At 68.6% G+C, this 16245-nt stretch carries 13 protein-coding genes; all 13 read right to left on the bottom strand.

The window, feature by feature from the left end; translation table 11 throughout:
* Positions 1–262: response regulator (locus JOY88_RS08425; protein WP_293501816.1), on the bottom strand; the 262-nt coding region annotated here is incomplete at its 3' end.
* Between the two features lie 8 nt (positions 263–270).
* On the bottom strand, positions 271–1404 hold the full coding sequence (locus tag JOY88_RS08430; protein WP_293501817.1) for a methyl-accepting chemotaxis protein: 1134 nt from the start codon (positions 1402–1404) through the stop codon (positions 271–273).
* Between the two features lie 403 nt (positions 1405–1807).
* A complete protein-coding gene (locus tag JOY88_RS08435; protein ID WP_293501818.1) occupies positions 1808–2506 on the bottom strand; it encodes a response regulator in 699 nt (232 codons plus the stop codon).
* Positions 2507–2815: 309 nt separating this feature from the next.
* Complete coding sequence (locus tag JOY88_RS08440; RefSeq protein WP_293501819.1) at positions 2816–3514, bottom strand: response regulator; 699 nt, start codon at positions 3512–3514, stop codon at positions 2816–2818.
* Entirely contained in the window at positions 3511–5424 is a 1914-nt protein-coding gene (locus tag JOY88_RS08445; protein ID WP_293501820.1) for an ATP-binding protein, read from the bottom strand. Before JOY88_RS08445 ends, JOY88_RS08440 begins: the two co-directional genes overlap by 4 nt.
* 149 nt (positions 5425–5573) lie before the next feature.
* Positions 5574–7238, bottom strand: a complete 1665-nt coding sequence (locus JOY88_RS08450) for a phosphoethanolamine transferase (protein WP_293501821.1) — start codon at positions 7236–7238, stop codon at positions 5574–5576.
* Between the two features lie 130 nt (positions 7239–7368).
* Complete coding sequence (gene dnaJ, locus JOY88_RS08455) at positions 7369–8520, bottom strand: molecular chaperone DnaJ (RefSeq protein ID WP_293501822.1); 1152 nt, start codon at positions 8518–8520, stop codon at positions 7369–7371.
* Between the two features lie 77 nt (positions 8521–8597).
* Positions 8598–10595, bottom strand: coding sequence for a molecular chaperone DnaK (dnaK, locus tag JOY88_RS08460; RefSeq protein ID WP_293501935.1), 1998 nt, complete (start codon positions 10593–10595; stop codon positions 8598–8600).
* Between the two features lie 36 nt (positions 10596–10631).
* Positions 10632–11153, bottom strand: a complete 522-nt coding sequence (grpE, locus tag JOY88_RS08465) for a nucleotide exchange factor GrpE (RefSeq protein WP_293501823.1) — start codon at positions 11151–11153, stop codon at positions 10632–10634.
* An 80-nt stretch (positions 11154–11233) separates the two neighbouring features.
* Entirely contained in the window at positions 11234–11656 is a 423-nt protein-coding gene (gene hslR, locus JOY88_RS08470; protein WP_293501824.1) for an Hsp15 family ribosome-associated heat shock protein, read from the bottom strand.
* The gene (hemH, locus tag JOY88_RS08475) at positions 11653–12759 is read right to left on the bottom strand and encodes a ferrochelatase (protein WP_293501825.1); all 1107 of its coding nucleotides are present in this window, start codon (positions 12757–12759) and stop codon (positions 11653–11655) included. Before hemH ends, hslR begins: the two co-directional genes overlap by 4 nt.
* An 8-nt stretch (positions 12760–12767) precedes the next feature.
* On the bottom strand, positions 12768–13733 hold the full coding sequence (locus JOY88_RS08480) for an adenylate/guanylate cyclase domain-containing protein (RefSeq protein ID WP_293501826.1): 966 nt from the start codon (positions 13731–13733) through the stop codon (positions 12768–12770).
* A gap of 99 nt (positions 13734–13832) precedes the next feature.
* A complete protein-coding gene (rpoD, locus tag JOY88_RS08485) occupies positions 13833–16070 on the bottom strand; it encodes an RNA polymerase sigma factor RpoD (RefSeq protein ID WP_293501827.1) in 2238 nt (745 codons plus the stop codon).
* Positions 16071–16245: the final 175 nt, after the last annotated feature.

Genomic DNA, 16245 nt, shown 5'->3' on the forward strand with positions numbered 1-16245 from the left:
CCTGCGACTCCGTCGTCAGCATGACGATGGGCGTGAAGCGGTAGGCGGGGCGCTGCTTGACGGCCTTGACGAAGCTGATGCCGTCCATGTTGGGCATGTTGACGTCGCTGATCATCAGGTGGACCTTCTGGCCCGTGAGCTTGTTCAGCGCGTCCTGCCCGTCGCAGGCCTCGATGACGTCGTAGCCCGCACCCCGCAGGGCGATGCCGACGACCTGGCGCAGCGAGGCGGAGTCATCGACGACTAGGATGGTCTTGGCCATGTCGTTCCTCAGAAGAAAGTGATTTCGCTGTCGGCCGGCTGTGCGGCCTGGGCCTTGCCACCGCCCGACGGCTTGCCGACGCGGCCGCGCTCCTCGGCCATCGCATAGCTGCGCTCCAGCTCCTCCAGCATCTCGGCGGCGCTGACCGGCTCCAGTCGCCCGCGGCTTTCGTAGTCGTCGCTCGCGCAGGACATCTGCCCGGGCAGGCGTTCGATGCTCTGCTGCACATGGGCAAGGATCTGGTTGACGCGGTCCTGGAACTGCAGCTGCACCAGCGCCTCGGACACCTCGCCCTGGATGCCGGCGCTCTCCTGCTGGAGCTGGCGGGTGGCGTCCGCCATGGCCTCGGTCAGGCCGCGCAGCTCGCCGATCACGGCGGCAATGGTCGTGCGTGACTGCTGGGCTGCGGCCTGGTCGTCGCGCCGAGATGCCTCGGAGGCCTGCTGCGTCGCGGTGATGCTGTCGGTGACCCGCGACACGGTGGCCGCGATGCGCGCGCCGGTCTCGCCGGACAGCGCCGAGAGCTTGCGGACCTCCTGAGCGAGCACCGCGAAGCCGCGGCCCGTCTCGCCGGCATGCGCCGCCTCGATGGCCGCGTTGATGGCCAGCAGGTTGGTCTGCGCTGCGATCTGCGCGACCTGGTTGGCCATGCCGCGCAGCTCCGTGATCAGCGTCGTGAGTTCGCCGATCTGTGCGGCCAGCGCGGCCTTGCCCTGCATGGCCTCCTCTATGGAATCGACCAGGCGCACCAGGCGCTGCTCGCAGAGCGCGAACACGGCGGGGCGGCCAGCGTCGGCGCCGGCCGTGGGCTGCAGGCTGGATTCGGTGATGGCAAGCGTCTGGTCCAGCTTGCCGACGATGCCGCCGAAACGCGTGCTGAGCTCGGTGACGGCGGTCTCCATCTGGCCGCGCGACATGTCGATCTGGCGTGACCAGACCGGTGCGAGCGCGGCGCTGAAGTCGCGGTGGCTGTCGACGTAACGCTGCAACTGGCGCTGGGATTGGCGCAGCGCCGCCAGCCAGCTCCACAGCAGCCACAGGCCGCCGACCAGCAGCGCGCCGGCCAGCACCGGCCTGGCCATGGCCGGCAGGGCCGGCCCGATGGCCGTTGCTGCGGCGGCCAGCGCGGTCCCGGCCAGCATGCCAGCAATAACGCGACGTTCGGTTGGCGCCGCGCGCCGCAGGACGGTGGAAATGGGTATCGATGTCATCATTTGGACATGTGGGAGGGCGGCGGTTCGTCCCGCCCCTCCGCAGAGGGCTCAGGGGCATGTGCAATCGCGACGGCGAGACCGAAACGGCCCCGCGCCCGACTCCGCCGGGCTTGCCCCGGACGGGTGCATCCGCCGCAGGCTATCCAGGGCGGCGTTAATGCCGTATAAAAATTCCGCGTCGATGCCGACGGTTGTGGATTAGTTGCGACGGCGTTCACGCTTTGCAGGCCCGTCCGGCCGTGCGTGAATGCAAACCCGGCAGTTCCACTGACGGCCGACCACCTTGCGCGGCGCGCCGGCATGGCCGCTGCCGCGACCAGTTACAGCGCTGTCAGGCGTCGATGACCAGCCGGTAGCCCAGGCCGGGCTCGGTGAGCAGATAGCGCGGCTGGGTCGCGTCTGCCTCCAGCCGCTGGCGCAGCTGACGCATGTAGATGCGCAAGTAGTGGCCCTGCTCGACCTGGTGCGGTCCCCAGACCTCGCGCAGCAGGGCCTGCGAGGTCACGACGCGGTTGGCGGATTTGGCGAGCACGGCCAGCAGCCGCCACTGCGTCGCCGTGAGCCGCACCGGCACATCGGCGCGCATCACCGTCATCGCGTCCAGGTCCACCAGCACGTCTCCGATGCGCAACTGCTGCAGGCCCGCATCGTTGCGCGTCGTGCGACGCAGCGCCGCCCTCAGGCGGGCGTGCAGCTCGGGGATGCTGAAGGGCTTCACGAGGTAGTCGTCGGCGCCGGCGTCCAGTGCGGCGACCTTGTCGGTCTCGTTGGAGCGGGCCGACAGCACGAGGATGGGTCGCTGCGACGAGGCGCGCAGGCGGCGTATGAGCACCTGGCCATCGAGGTCGGGGAGCCCGAGGTCGACCAGGAAAAGGTCGATGCGCCGGGTGGCGGCGATGGCGATGCCCTCGGTGGCGCTGCCCGCCTCCTGGACGAGAAAGCCTTCAGCCGCGAGCGTCGCGACCAGGAGCTGACGGATCGGCCCTTCGTCCTCGACGACCAGCACCGTATGGCGATAGCCAGGTGTCATCAGCGCACCTTGGCCGCCGGACGGGCGCGGAGAGGCCGGCGGTGCGCACATGCGGGCCAGCGGAGGGCTGGAGGGGGGTGGGGCAGGTCTCCCGCCATGACGTCCGTGGTCTAAGAAGCTGTGAAATTTGCGCAACAGGCGCTGGATCCGCCGCGGCGCCCCGGGCCTGGCCGAAATGCGGGAGCGCCGGGCGCGGCCGGCGGGGCGCGCCAGAGCGTCGGATCCAACGCCAGGTCGCCCACGCCCGATCTGGCGCGGACAACCATGCCCACACCATAGCGCCTGTTGCGTAAAGTCCGCGTAAAAACTCTAGTCGTCTACAACTAGACGGTATCCAACGCCAGTTTCTGTCAACAGCCGAGTCGGCGGATTGGCGTCCGGCTCCAGGCGGCGGCGCAACTGGTGGATGTAGACGCGCAGATAGTGGGCGTGCTCCGACTGCCCTGGCCCCCAGACCTCCTGCAGCAGCTGGCGCGTCGTCACGACGCGGTTGGCATGCTTGGCCAGCAAGGCGAGAAGGCGCCACTGCGTGCCGGTCAGGCGAATGGCCTCGCCGTCGCGGGTTACCGTCTTGGCACTGAGATCGATGACGACCGCGCCCAGGCGCAGCGATGTCCGGCCGGCCTGGCTGGTCTGGGCGGCATGCCGCAGCGCCACGCGCAGCCGGGCATGCAGCTCGGCTACACCGAACGGCTTGATGAGGTAGTCGTCGGCGCCGCTGTCGAGGGCCTCGACCTTCTCACTCTCCTGCGTGCGGCCGGAGAGCACGATGACGGGGCGCTGTGTCCAGCGCCGCAGTCCCCGTATCAGCTCCAATCCGTCGCGGTCCGGCAGGCCCAGGTCGATCAGGAAGACGTCGATGCGGCGGTTGCCCGCCAGCGTCTCGCCCTTGGCGGCGCAGTCGGCCTCGTGGACCTGGTAGCCCCCCGCGGTCAGCGCGCCGACCAGCATGGAGCGGATGGCCGGGTCGTCCTCGACGACCAGCACGGTGCAGGCATCGCGGCTCACGGTGCCTCGTCGTCGTCGGTGATGGGCGCGCAGTCCGGCTGCGGCAGCCACAGCATCACCTGGGCACCCGACTGGTTGCTCAGCTCCAGCCGGCCGCCATGCAGCTTGGCCACGGCGGCGCAGATGGCCAGGCCCAGCCCGGTGCCACCGCTGGACTGCTGCGAGCCGCGCGTGAACTTCTTCATCATGTCCTGCTCCCGGCCGGGCGGGAAGCCCGGGCCGTCGTCCTGCACCACCAGCCGCGCCGCGGCCGTCTCGGCCGTGAAGCCGAGGCGGATCCGGGAGCCCGCCGGCGCGTGGCGGCCGGCATTCTCGAGCACGTTGCCCAGCAACTGCTCGATCAGCCGCGGGTCGCACCAGAGCAGCGCGTCCGGGTCGCAGGCCATGCTGACGCGATGCTCCGCGAGCGTCGCGCCCTGGGCAGTCAGCGCCGCGGAGAAGAGCTCGTCCACAGGGCACCACTCGAGGCTCAGCGGCACGGCGCCGCCCTCGATCCGCGTCAGGTCGAGCAGATTGTTCATCAGCGTGTGGACGCGGCGCGCCTCGCCGAGCACGCCGCGCAGCAGGCGCTCGCGCAGGGCCGGCGAGATCACGTCGCGCTGCTCCAGCAGGCTGCTGACCGAGCCGACGATGGTCGTCATGGGGCTGCGGAAGTCGTGCGAGATCGCGGCCAGCAGCGTGTTGCGCACACGCTCGGTCTCGGCCTCCAGCGCGGAGCTGGTGTTCATGGCCTCCAGCTGCAGGCGCTGCAGCACGACGGCCGCCTTGTCGGCGAAGGCGCGCAGCAGATTGGCGTCGCCCGAGTCATCCCGCAGAGGCGCCTTGAGCCGGATGGCCAGCACGCCCAGCCGTTCGTGGGTGCCCTGCATAGGCAGGTGCAGCACGATCGGGCTGTCACCGGTGGCGACGTGATCTCCCGTCGCGAACACCCGGGCGGCGGTGCCGGGATCGGCGAACTGCAGGCCGGCCACATCGACCGGCCGCAGCCGGCCCTCGGCATCGGGCAGCAGCAACTCGCCCCAGCCGTCCAGGCTGCTGTCGATGGCGCTCCGCAGCGCCAGCTGCACGTCCTGCGGCGTGGACGCACGCACCAGGTCGTAGGACAGGTCGTTGCGCGCCTGGGCGCGCTGGGCGCGCGCCGCCAGTTCGTCGCTCTTGGCGCTGACGTTGGACACCAGCCAGCTGATCAGGCAGCCCACGCCCAGCATCACGCCGAAGGTGAAGTAATACTGGGGCCGGAGCTTGACGATGGTCCAGTAGGGCGGCAGCAGGACCAGGTCGTACAGCAGCACGCTGCCCAGCACGAAGGCGATGGCGCGGCCCATGCCGGCGCGCAGGCCCACCAACGTCGTGCCGGCCATGTAGATCATGACGGTGTTGGCCGGTTCGAAGTGCTCCCGCATCAACTCGCCGGCCAGCGTGCAGGCCAGCAGCGTCAGCAGTGTCAGCCACCAGGCTTTCAGGGAGGCGCCGCCCATGTAGGTACCCAGCCCGCGCGGGTGACGGCGCTCGGCGGTCGCGCGCACGACGTGGAGGCGGACATGGGACAGTTCGTCCGCGCAGAGCGTGGCCAGGCGGGATGACAGCGAGGCGGCGCCGAGAAAGCCGTCGTGCTGTCGCTGCAGCATCAGCACGGCCCGCTGGCCGCGGCCCAGCCAGGGCCTCAGCGTGTCGAGGACCGCCGCGGCCGTCATCCGCTCCAGCGTGACCTGCTGCGCCTCGATGCCAGCCGCGCGCGCCTGCGCCAGGGCCTGCGCCGTCGCGGCATCGTCGTCGCTGCCCGCGCGGGTGAGCACCAGCAGCGTGCAGGAGGCGTCCAGGGCCCTGGCCTTGTCCAGGGCCCGTTCGGCCAGGACTCGGGGGTCCTGGCCGGGCAGCGCGCAGGCGATGATTTGACGAGATGCGGGCATCGGGAGGGAAGATCGTTGACGCAGCCCCCGACGTTCCGGTTCGTCCCGAGCGCATTGGCGAATTGCGAGGGCGGACTCTAGCGGCAGAAGCTGCAGGATGACGCCTGCCGACCCTGCGCCGGATGTGGAAAACCGCCGCTGCCGGCGTGCTAGCGGCAGCCGGCCAGCAGATCCCACTCGGGCTTGTAGACGTCGGCGCGCGCGCCGACCCAGCCCATGACGGTGTGGAAGAGGTTGTCGTGCGATGCCGGTTTGTCGCGCAGCGTGGCCAGGCAGCCGGGCTGGAGCGACGTCGCCAGCGCGCCATCCTCGGGCAGCCACAGGATCATGGGCACATGGGTCTGCTCGGCCGGCGCGATGGCATAGGGCATGCCATGCAGGTAGAGGCCGTTCTCGCCGAGGGACTCGCCGTGGTCCGATACGTAGAGCATGCCGGCGTCGAAGCGGGCCTGCTTCGTCTGCAGCCAGGCGATGGCGCGGGACAGGAGCCGGTCGGTCGTCACCAGGGTGTTGTCGTAGCCGTTGACGACCTGCTCTCGCGGGCACTGCTGCAGCTCGTTGCTGCGGCATTCGGGCTGGAAGGGCTTGAGGTCGGGCGGCGAACGCTTGAAGTAGGCCGGGCCGTGGCTGCCCATCTGGTGCATGACCAGCACCAGGCCGCGCCGCAGGCGCTCCGGGTCCAGCGCCGCGATGCGCCGGTCCAGCGCGTGCAGCAGGGCTTCGTCGAAGCATTCCTCGCCGTTGCACATGCCTGCCGGCAGCGGCGTGGCGCCCGCGGGCAGCTGGGTCGTGAAGTCGTTGGGCACGCGGTCGCACAAGGCCTTGCAGCCGCTCTGGTTGTCCAGCCACAGCACGGCGAGGCCGGCGCGTTGCAGCACGTCCAGCAGGTTCTCCTGCGGCTTGTCGGCGTCGAAGGCGGAGTGGCCCTGAGGCGCGAACATGCAGGGCAGCGACGCGGCCGTCGCCGTGCCGCAGGAGGTGACGTCACCCAGGCTGAAGAGCTGGGTCGCGGGCAGCCTGGACAGCTCGGGGTTGGTGGGCCGTGCGTAGCCGTTGAGGCTGAAGTTCATGGCCCGCGCCGTCTCGCCGACAACGAGCAGCAGCAGCGGCGGCTTGGCACCTTCGGCGCGCGGCAGCAGGCGGGCGTCCGCACCGATGACGGCCGGCGGGCCCTTGGGGCCGGCGAGGTTGCGCGCGGCGACGGCGCCGACCGAATAGACGGCGTTCAGCGGCGTCACCATGTAGCGGATGCTCTTGTGGTTGCGCATCGTCGACGACAACGTCGCGAACACGCTCAGCGCCAGCAGCACCATCGCGGCCAGGCCAAGGCCGAAGGCTGCGAGGTTGCCGCCCAGGCGATGCCTGAACGCCTGGTGCGGCGCGCGCGGCCGGCGCAGCAGCCACCAGGCGGGCAGGGCGCCCAGCACCAGCAGGTTCGCCAGAAGCCGCCAGCTGAGCAGGTCGCGGGTCTCGCGCGCGTCGGTCTGCACCATGTTCACGACCATGCTCGGGTCGAACACGATGCCGTAGGTGCCGATGAAATAGGCGAGCGCGGCGCCGGCCAGCAGCAGCAAGACCAGAACGCCCTTGATGAGCCGCGGCCAGGCCAGCAGGCTCAGCACCGCGCCGGTGGCGGCCGTGACCATGCCGGCGAAGGCGAGCAGGAAGCCGGTGCCCAGGGACAGGGACCGCAACTGCTCCCACAGCGGCCAGTTGGCCAGCAGGCTCATCCACAGGGCGGCCAGCCAGGCCTGGGTCAGGGGACGCGAGATGTCGGGCTGGAACCAGGCCAGCAGGCGCTTGAGCAGGAGCATTCGGGCGGTCAGGGGAGGCCGGGGGCGCATTCTCGCGCGCCCGGGGTACAGGGCTGTGACTTCCGCGGCGAGCATGAAAAAGGCCGCGCGCCCCTGACGGGTTGCCGCGGCCTGATGGCGAGAGGTGGGCTTACTTGAACAAGTCCTTCACCCGGTCCGTCCAGCTCTTGGCATTGGGCGAGTGGCGCTCACCGCCCTTCTTCAGCGACTCGTCCAGCTCCTTGAGCAGCTTCTTCTGGTGCTCGGTCAGCTTGACCGGCGTCTCCACGGCGATGTGACAGTAGAGGTCGCCGGGGTAGCTGGAGCGCACGCCCTTGATGCCCTTGCCGCGCAGGCGGAAGGTCTTGCCGTGCTGAGTGCCCTCGGGCAGCTCGATCTCGGCCTTGCCACCCAGCGTCGGCACCTCGATGTTGCCGCCCAGTGCCGCGGTGACCATGGACACCGGCATCGTGCAATGCAGGTCGTCGCCGTCGCGCTCGAAGATGTCGTGCTGCTTGATGCGGATCTCGATGTAGAGGTCTCCGCTCGGGCCGCCGTTCACGCCGGGCTCGCCATTGCCCGCCGAGCGGATGCGCATGCCCTCGTTGATGCCGGCCGGGATCTTGACCTCCAGCGTCTTTTGCTTCTTGACCTTGCCCTGGCCGTTGCAGGTCGTGCAGGGCTCGGGAATGATCTTGCCGGTGCCGTGGCAATGCGGGCAGGTCTGCTGGATGCTGAAGAAGCCCTGGCGCATGTGCACCGTGCCGGAGCCGCCACAGGAGCCGCAGGTCTTGGCGCTGGTGCCCGGCTTGGCGCCGGAGCCACCGCAGGTCTCGCAGCCTTCCCAGCTGGGGATGCGGATCTGCGTTTCCTTGCCGCGCGCGGCCTCCTCCAGCGTGATCTCCATCGCGTAGCTGAGGTCGCTGCCGCGGTAGACCTGCTGGCCGCCGCCGCGGCGGCCACCGCCCTGGCCACCACCGAAGATGTCGCCGAAGATGTCGCCGAAGGCCTCGGCAAAGCCGCCGAAGCCCTCTGCGCCCGGGCCGCCTCGGCCCGCACCCATGTTGGGGTCAACGCCGGCATGGCCGTACTGGTCGTAGGCCGCGCGCTTTTGCGCGTCGGACAGCATCTCGTAGGCCTCCTTGGCCTCCTTGAACTGCTCCTCGGCCTTCTTCGCCCCGTCGCCCTGGTTGCGGTCGGGGTGGAACTTCATGGCCAGCTTGCGGTAGGCCTTCTTGATGTCGTCCTCGGACGCGTTCTTGGCGACGCCGAGGACTTCGTAGTAATCGCGCTTGGAAGCCATGCTTGCCGCTTCTCTTTTCAAGGGGAAAAGCCCGAGGGCGCTAGCGAGCGCTCCCGGGCCGTGAAGTCATAGGAGGGTTACTTGCCGTCCTTGACTTCCTTGAACTCGGCGTCCACGACGTTGTCGTCGGCAGGGCGCTTGGCTTCGCCCTGCGGCTCTGCCTGGTGCGGCTCGGCGCCGGCCGCCGCCGCGGCAGCGGCCTGCGCGCCCTGCTGGTCGGCGTAGATCTTCTCGCCCAGCTTCTGGCTGGCGGTCATCAGCGCTTCGGTCTTGGCCTCGATGTCGGCCTTGTCGTCGCCCTTGATGGCCTCTTCCAGTTCCTTGGCGGCGGCCTCGATCTTGTCCTTCTCGGCGGCTTCGAGCTTGTCGCCATGCTCGGCGAGCGACTTGCGCACGCTGTGCACCATGCCGTCGGCCTGGTTGCGGGCGCCGACGAGCTCGACCTTCTTCTTGTCCTCGGCCGCGTTGGCCTCGGCGTCCTTCACCATCTTCTCGATCTCGGCTTCGGACAGGCCCGAGTTCGCCTTGATGGTGATCTTGTTTTCCTTGCCGGTGCCCTTGTCCTTGGCGCCGACGTGCAGGATGCCGTTGGCGTCGATGTCGAAGCTGACCTCGATCTGCGGCACGCCGCGCGGTGCCGGCGGGATGCCTTCGAGGTTGAACTCGCCCAGCGACTTGTTGGCCTGGGCCAGCTCGCGCTCGCCCTGGTACACCTTGATGGTTACGGCAGGCTGGTTGTCGTCGGCTGTCGAGAAGGTCTGGCTGAACTTGGTCGGGATGGTCGTGTTCTTCTTGATCATCTTCGTCATCACGCCGCCCAGGGTCTCGATGCCCAGGCTCAGCGGGGTGACGTCCAGCAGCAGCACGTCCTTGCGTTCGCCGCCCAGGACCTGGCCCTGGATGGCGGCACCGACGGCCACGGCCTCGTCGGGGTTGACGTCACGACGCGGCTCCTTGCCGAAGAACTCCTTGACCTTGTCCTGCACCTTGGGCATGCGGGTCATGCCGCCGACCAGGATGACGTCGTCGATGTCGCCCAGCGACACGCCGGCGTCCTTCACCGCAGTGCGGCAGGGGGCGATGGTGCGCTCGATCAACTCGTCAACGAGACTCTCCAGCTTGGCGCGGGTGAGCTTGACGTTGAGGTGCTTGGGACCGGTCGCGTCGGCCGTGATGTAGGGCAGGTTGACGTCGGTCTGCGACGAGTTGGACAGCTCGATCTTGGCCTTCTCGGCAGCTTCCTTCAGGCGCTGCAGGGCCAGCACGTCCTTGGTCAGGTCGACGCCCTGGTCCTTCTTGAACTCGGCAATGATGTAGTCGATGACGCGCTGGTCGAAGTCCTCGCCGCCCAGGAAGGTGTCGCCGTTGGTCGACAGCACCTCGAACTGCATCTCGCCATCAACGTCGGCGATCTCGATGATGGAGATGTCGAAGGTGCCGCCGCCGAGGTCATAGACGGCGATCTTGCGGTCACCCTTGCCATGCTTGTCCAGGCCGAAGGCCAGGGCCGCGGCGGTGGGCTCGTTGATGATGCGCTTGACGTCCAGGCCGGCGATGCGGCCGGCATCCTTGGTGGCCTGGCGCTGCGCGTCGTTGAAATAGGCCGGCACCGTGATGACGGCCTCGGTCACTTCCTCGCCGAGATAGTCCTCGGCGGTCTTCTTCATCTTGCGCAGCACCTCGGCCGAGACCTGGGGCGGTGCGTACTTCTTGCCGCGCACTTCCACCCAGGCGTCGCCGTTGTCGGCGGCGGCGATCGTGAACGGCATCAGGTCGATGTCCTTCTGCACTTCCTTCTCGGCGAACTTGCGGCCGATCAGGCGCTTGACGGCGTACAGCGTGTTCTTCGGGTTGGTCACCGACTGGCGCTTGGCCGAGGCGCCGACGAGGATCTCGCCGTCTTCCTGGTAGGCAATGATGGACGGCGTGGTGCGCGCGCCTTCCGCGTTCTCGATCACGCGGGTCGTGTTGCCTTCCATGACCGCCACGCACGAATTGGTGGTGCCGAGGTCAATGCCGATGATCTTTCCCATGGGGTGCTCCTGAGGATTTGGTGATGTGTTCGAGTTGTGGATAACTTGCGCCGTTTCAAGGGAGCGGCAGCGTCTGTATTACTTGGGCGCGGCGACCGTCACGAGTGCGGGCCGCAGCACGCGGTCGGCGATCAGGAAGCCCTTCTGCAGCACGGTGACCACCGTGTTGGCGTCCTGCTCGGCCGGCACCATGGAGATGGCCTGGTGCTGGTGCGGGTCGAACTTGGCGCCCTGGGCCGGGTTGACCTCGACGACCTTGTTGCGCTCCAGCGCGCTGGTGAGTTGGCGGCGCGTGGCGTGCACGCCCTCCAGTACCGTCTCGACGGCGGCGCCGGGCGTGGCGATGGCGGCGTCCAAGCTGTCCATCACCGGCAGCATGGCCTCGGCAAAGCCCTCGACGGCGAACTTGCGGGCCTTGGACAGCTCTTCCTCGCTGCGGCGGCGGGTGTTCTCCACCTCGGCCTTGGCGCGCAGATAGGCGTCACTCATCTCGGCCAGCCGGCCTTCCAGTTCGGCGATCTTGATCTCGGGGTTCAGTTCGGCAGCCGTGGGCTCGGGGGCGTTGGCTGCATCTTCGGGCAGGGGGGTCTCGGTGGTCATGGCATCCAGGATGGGGTTCGCGTCGACATGAGGCGCGATGTCCCGGTTTCAAGAGGGGGATTCGAAACGGATTATCCGGGTCAACCCGGATCGTCCTCGTCCAGCGAGGCCGACCAGCGCTCCCAGTCCACCAGGCGGCGGCGGTCCTGCTTGGTCGGGCGGCCCTGGACAATGGCCGCGGCCGGTTCCGGCGCCAGGCGGCGCGCCTCGGCGGCGGCCTCGCGGGCGGTGATGCTGGCCGGTGTCTCGGCATAGAGCGCCTGCGCCTGCGGCGCCGGGCCGCGCTGGTGGGACAGGCCCAGGACCGAGACCTCCCGCGCCAGCGTGCCGATTCGGATGCTGAGCAGGTCGCCGACCTTGACATCCCGGGCCGGCTTGACCGGCTGGCCGCCTATGCGCACGCGGCCCAGGTTGATCTCGTCGACGGCCAGCGCGCGGGTCTTGTAGAAGCGCGCGGCCCAGAGCCATTTGTCCAGGCGCATGCTGGCCGGGGCCTCGCTCATTCCCGGGCTCCGGCGGTCAGCGCGCGCACGCGCCGCAGCGCCAGCGTGTCGGGATGGGGCGCCTCGGTGGGCCAGCCTTGCAGATGGCGCTCGGCCAGGTCCGCCAGCGCGCGCATGCCGTCGGGGCGGTCGTTCAGGCAGGGGATGTAGGCAAAGCGCTGGCCGCCGGCGGCGAGGAAGGCAGCGCGAGCCTCCTGGGCGATCTCCTCCAGCGTCTCCAGGCAGTCCACCGCGAAGCCGGGGCAGATCACGTCGACGGACTTCGTGCCGTCCTTGGCGAGCTTGACGAGGCTGGGCTCGGTGTAGGGCTCCAGCCACTTGGCCTTGCCGAAGCGGCTCTGGAAGGTCACCTGCCATTCGCCGTCCTTCAGGCCGAGGGCCTCGGCGAGCAGGCGGCCGGTCTTCAGGCATTCGCAGTGGTAGGGGTCCCCCAGGTGCAGCGTGCGCTCGGGCATGCCGTGGAAGCTCATGACCAGCTTGCCGCCACGGCCCTCGCGCTGCCAGTGCTCGCGCACGCTCCGGGCCAGCGCGCCGATGTAGCCGGCGTCGTCGTGGTAGCGGTTGACGAAGCGCAGCTCCGGCACATGGCGGGTCTGCAGCACCCAGCGGGCCACGTCGTCGATGACGCTGGCGGTCGTGGCGCCCGAGTACTGCGGATAGGCGGGCAGCACCAGCACGCGGCGCGCGCCGTCGCGCTTGAGCGCGTCCAGCGTGGCGGCGATGGCGGGCGTGCCGTAGCGCATCGCGGGAGCCACGCGCACGCGCAGGCCGCGCTCGCCGAGGTAGCCCTGCAGCAGCTTGGCCTGCCTCTCGGTCCAGACCTTGAGTGGCGAGCCTTCGGGCGTCCAGACGGTGGCGTACTTGGCGGCCGACTTGGCCGGCCGAACGCGCAGGATGACGCCGTGCAGGATGGCGAGCCATAGCAGCCGAGGGATCTCGACGACGCGCGGGTCGGCCAGGAACTGGGCCAGGTAGCGGCGCAGCGCCGGTGCGGTAGGCGCGTCGGGCGTGCCGAGGTTGCACAACAGGATGGCGACGTCGCTGCCCGCGGGGCCAGCGGGCGCGGCGCCGTGGCGCTGCGGCGGTTCGGGGAGGAAGCGCATGGGTGATGTCAGCGCCGCGAACGCGGGCCGAAGGGCTGGGGCTCGGTGTCGTAGAAGTGCAGCACCTCGAAGCGCACGCTGGGCGACTGCTCGTCGCCCGGCGGGCCGCCCAGGCCGATGGTGCCGCTGCCGTGCAGCGTGCAACTGCCGCGCTTGAGGCTGAGCAGTTCGCCCGAGTCGCCGAAGCGCACATAGGTGCCGTTGTAGGACAGGTCGGTCAGCTCGAAGCTGCTGCCCTGCCAGTCGATGCGGGCATGCGAGCGCGACACGCGGGCGTCGGTGATGCAGTAGGTGGCCTGCACGCTGCGGCCCAGCACGATGGGCATGGCGCCTATGTCGAAGACGCGGTCCAGGTCCTGCCAGATCAGGCGCATGCCCTCGGGTTCGTTGGAGCGCATCGGCTCGCCGAACTGCGTGGCGGCGGCGTCGGCGCCGGGCAGCGGCGTGGCGTCCATGCGGTAGACATGGACGGACTCGACGCGGCCGCGCACGGAGATGCGGTCCAGGCTGCGGAAGCGTCCCTTGGACGCGTGGTGCAGGCCGGCCAGCACCTCGGCCGTGATGAGGATCTCGCCGTCGCCGGCATGGTCGATGAGGCGGGCGGCGACGTTGACGGCGTCGCCGAAGCAGTCGCCGTTGAGCTCCACGACCTCGCCGCGCGCCAGCGCCACCTGCAGGCGCAGTGCGAGCAGGGCGAGGTCGTTCTGGCGGCGGGCGCGCTGCACGGTCTTCTCCAGCAGCTCCTGCATGCGCTGGGCCGCGCGCACGCCGTCGCGCGGCGTCTCGAAGGCGGCCATCAGGCCGTCGCCTAGCGTCTTGATGAGCTGGCCGCCGCTCTCCAGCACGGCTTCGCTGACCTGGCCCACGGTCTGCGTGACCATGGCACTGGCTTCGGCATTGCCCAGGGACTCGTAGAGCCCGGTGCTGCCTCGCAGGTCGGCGAAGAGGACGGTGCGTTCGCGGATCGCGGTCATGTCGAAAGTTTATCGGGCATGGAAAAGGCCGGACGAGCCGGCCTTGGATCCGTTAGGACGACGGGCTTCGCTTGCGGCGGCCAACGTCCCCGGCCAACCTTACAGGTTGTCCAGGTAGGTGCGGAGTTTGTCCGAGCGGCTGGGGTGCTTGAGCTTGCGGATCGCCTTCGCCTCGATCTGGCGGATGCGCTCGCGCGTGACGTCGAACTGCTTGCCGACTTCCTCCAGCGTGTGATCGCTCTGCATCTCGATGCCGAAGCGCATGCGCAGCACCTTGGCCTCGCGCGGCGTCAGGCTGTCGAGGATGTCCTTCACCACGTCGCGCAGGCCGGCCTGCATCGCGGCCTCGATGGGCGCCGTGTTGTTGGTGTCCTCGATGAAATCGCCCAGGTGGCTGTCGTCGTCGTCGCCGATCGGCGTTTCCATGGAGATCGGCTCCTTGGCGATCTTCATGATCTTGCGGATCTTGTCCTCGGGGATCTCCATCTTCTCGGCCAGCGTCGGAGCGTCCGGCTCGTAGCCGAACTCCTGCAGATGCTGGCGCGAGATGCGGTTCATCTTGTTGATCGTCTCGATCATGTGGACCGGGATGCGGATGGTGCGGGCCTGATCCGCGATGGAGCGCGTGATGGCCTGGCGGATCCACCACGTCGCGTACGTCGAGAACTTGTAGCCCCGGCGGTATTCGAACTTGTCCACCGCCTTCATCAGGCCGATGTTGCCTTCCTGGATCAGGTCCAGGAACTGCAGGCCGCGGTTGGTGTACTTCTTGGCGATCGAGATCACGAGGCGCAGGTTGGCCTCGATCATTTCCTTCTTCGCGTCACGAGAGGCCTTCTCGCCCTCGTTCATCTTCTTGTTGATGTCCTTCAGGTCGTCCAGCGGCACCACGGCCTTGGCCTGGATGTCGATGAGCTTCTGCTGCAGCTCCTGCACGGGCGGCAGGTTGCGGCTCAGGATGACGCTGTAGTTCTTGCCCGCCGCGACCTCTTTCTCCGCCCACTTCAGGTTCAGTGCGTTGGGCGGGAAAGTCTTGATGAAGTGTTCCTGCGGCATGCCGCACTTGTCGACGACGATCTTGCGCAGTTCGCGCTCGTAGCGGCGCACGTCGTCCACCTGCGAGCGCAGGATGTCGCACAGCTTCTCGATCGTCTTGACCGTGAAGCGGATGGTCATCAGCTCGCCGCTGATGGCCTGCTGGGCCTTGTTGTACGACGGCGACTTGTAGCCGTCCTTCTCGAAGGCCTTGCGCATCTTGTCGAAGCTGGTGCTCATCGAGTCCAGCTTCAGCAGCGCGGCGTTCTTCAGCTCTTCAAGCTTCTTGGTCAGCGCCTTGGAGCCGCCGTTGCCGTCGTCGTCGTCTTCCTCGTCAAACTCGTCGAAGTCTTCCTCGGCCACGTAGTCGTCGGCCTCGTCCTCGGCGACGAAGCCATCGACGACGTCGGAGATCTGCATCTCGCCGGCGCGGATCTTGGTCGCGTACTCGAGGATGTGGGCGATGGTCGTCGGCGAGGCCGAGATCGCCAGCATCATGGCCTGCAGGCCGCCTTCGATGCGCTTGGCGATCTCGATTTCGCCTTCACGCGTCAGCAGTTCCACCGTGCCCATCTCGCGCATGTACATGCGCACCGGGTCGGTCGTGCGGCCGAACTCCGAGTCCACCGTCGACAGCGCGGCTTCCGCGGCTTCTTCGGCTTCTTCCTCGGTCGACGTGGCCGTCGTGTTGCCCTGGATCAGCAGCGTGGCGGCGTCGGGCGCCTGCTCGTAGACCGCGATGCCCATGTCGTTGAGCATGGAGATGATGGCCTCGAGGATTTCCTCGCTGACCAGCTTCTCGGGCAGGTGGTCGTTGATTTCCTGGTGCGTCAGGAAGCCGCGCGTCTTGCCCATCTTGATGAGGGTCTTCAGCTCGCTGCGGCGCTTGCTGGCCTCCTCTTCGGTGAGCGCGGTTTCCTCCAGGCCGAATTCGCGCATCAGCGCGCGCTCCTTGGCGCGGCTGACCTTCATGCGCAGCGGCTTGGCCTTGGGTGTCTCTTCCGCGACCGCGGCCGTTTCCTCCGCTTCGGGCTCCTCGCCCTCGATCTCGGCATCGATGTCGGAGAAGTCCTCGTCGTCCTCGGCGTCCTTCTTGCCGGCCTTCTTGGACGTGGTTTCCGCCTTGGGCTTGCGACCGCGCTTGGGCTTGTCCTCGTCAGCCTTGGCCGCCTTCGCGGCCGGCTTGGCGGTCGCCTTCGCCGCCTTCGCGGGCGCCTCGGCGGCGGCCTTGGCGGCCGGCTTCTTCTTGAGCTCCTCGGCGGGAGCGGGGCTGGCCTTGGTCGCGGGCTTCTTGGCGGTCATGCAGGTCCTTCGGGTTTGCGCGGTCAATTCAGAAATGCAGCAGCCACCGCGGCCTGCCCGGGCTCGGCATCAAACCGGCGGGGCATGGGAGCGGTGGCTTTCGTCGCCGGGTGTCAACCGTATCGGCCGAGGGACCCTGGCGTGGCGCGAACAAGCTGGCGTGATCGTTTGGAGT

The sequence above is a fragment of the Roseateles sp. genome (genome assembly GCF_019237615.1).
Taxonomy (GTDB): domain Bacteria; phylum Pseudomonadota; class Gammaproteobacteria; order Burkholderiales; family Burkholderiaceae_C; genus Pelomonas.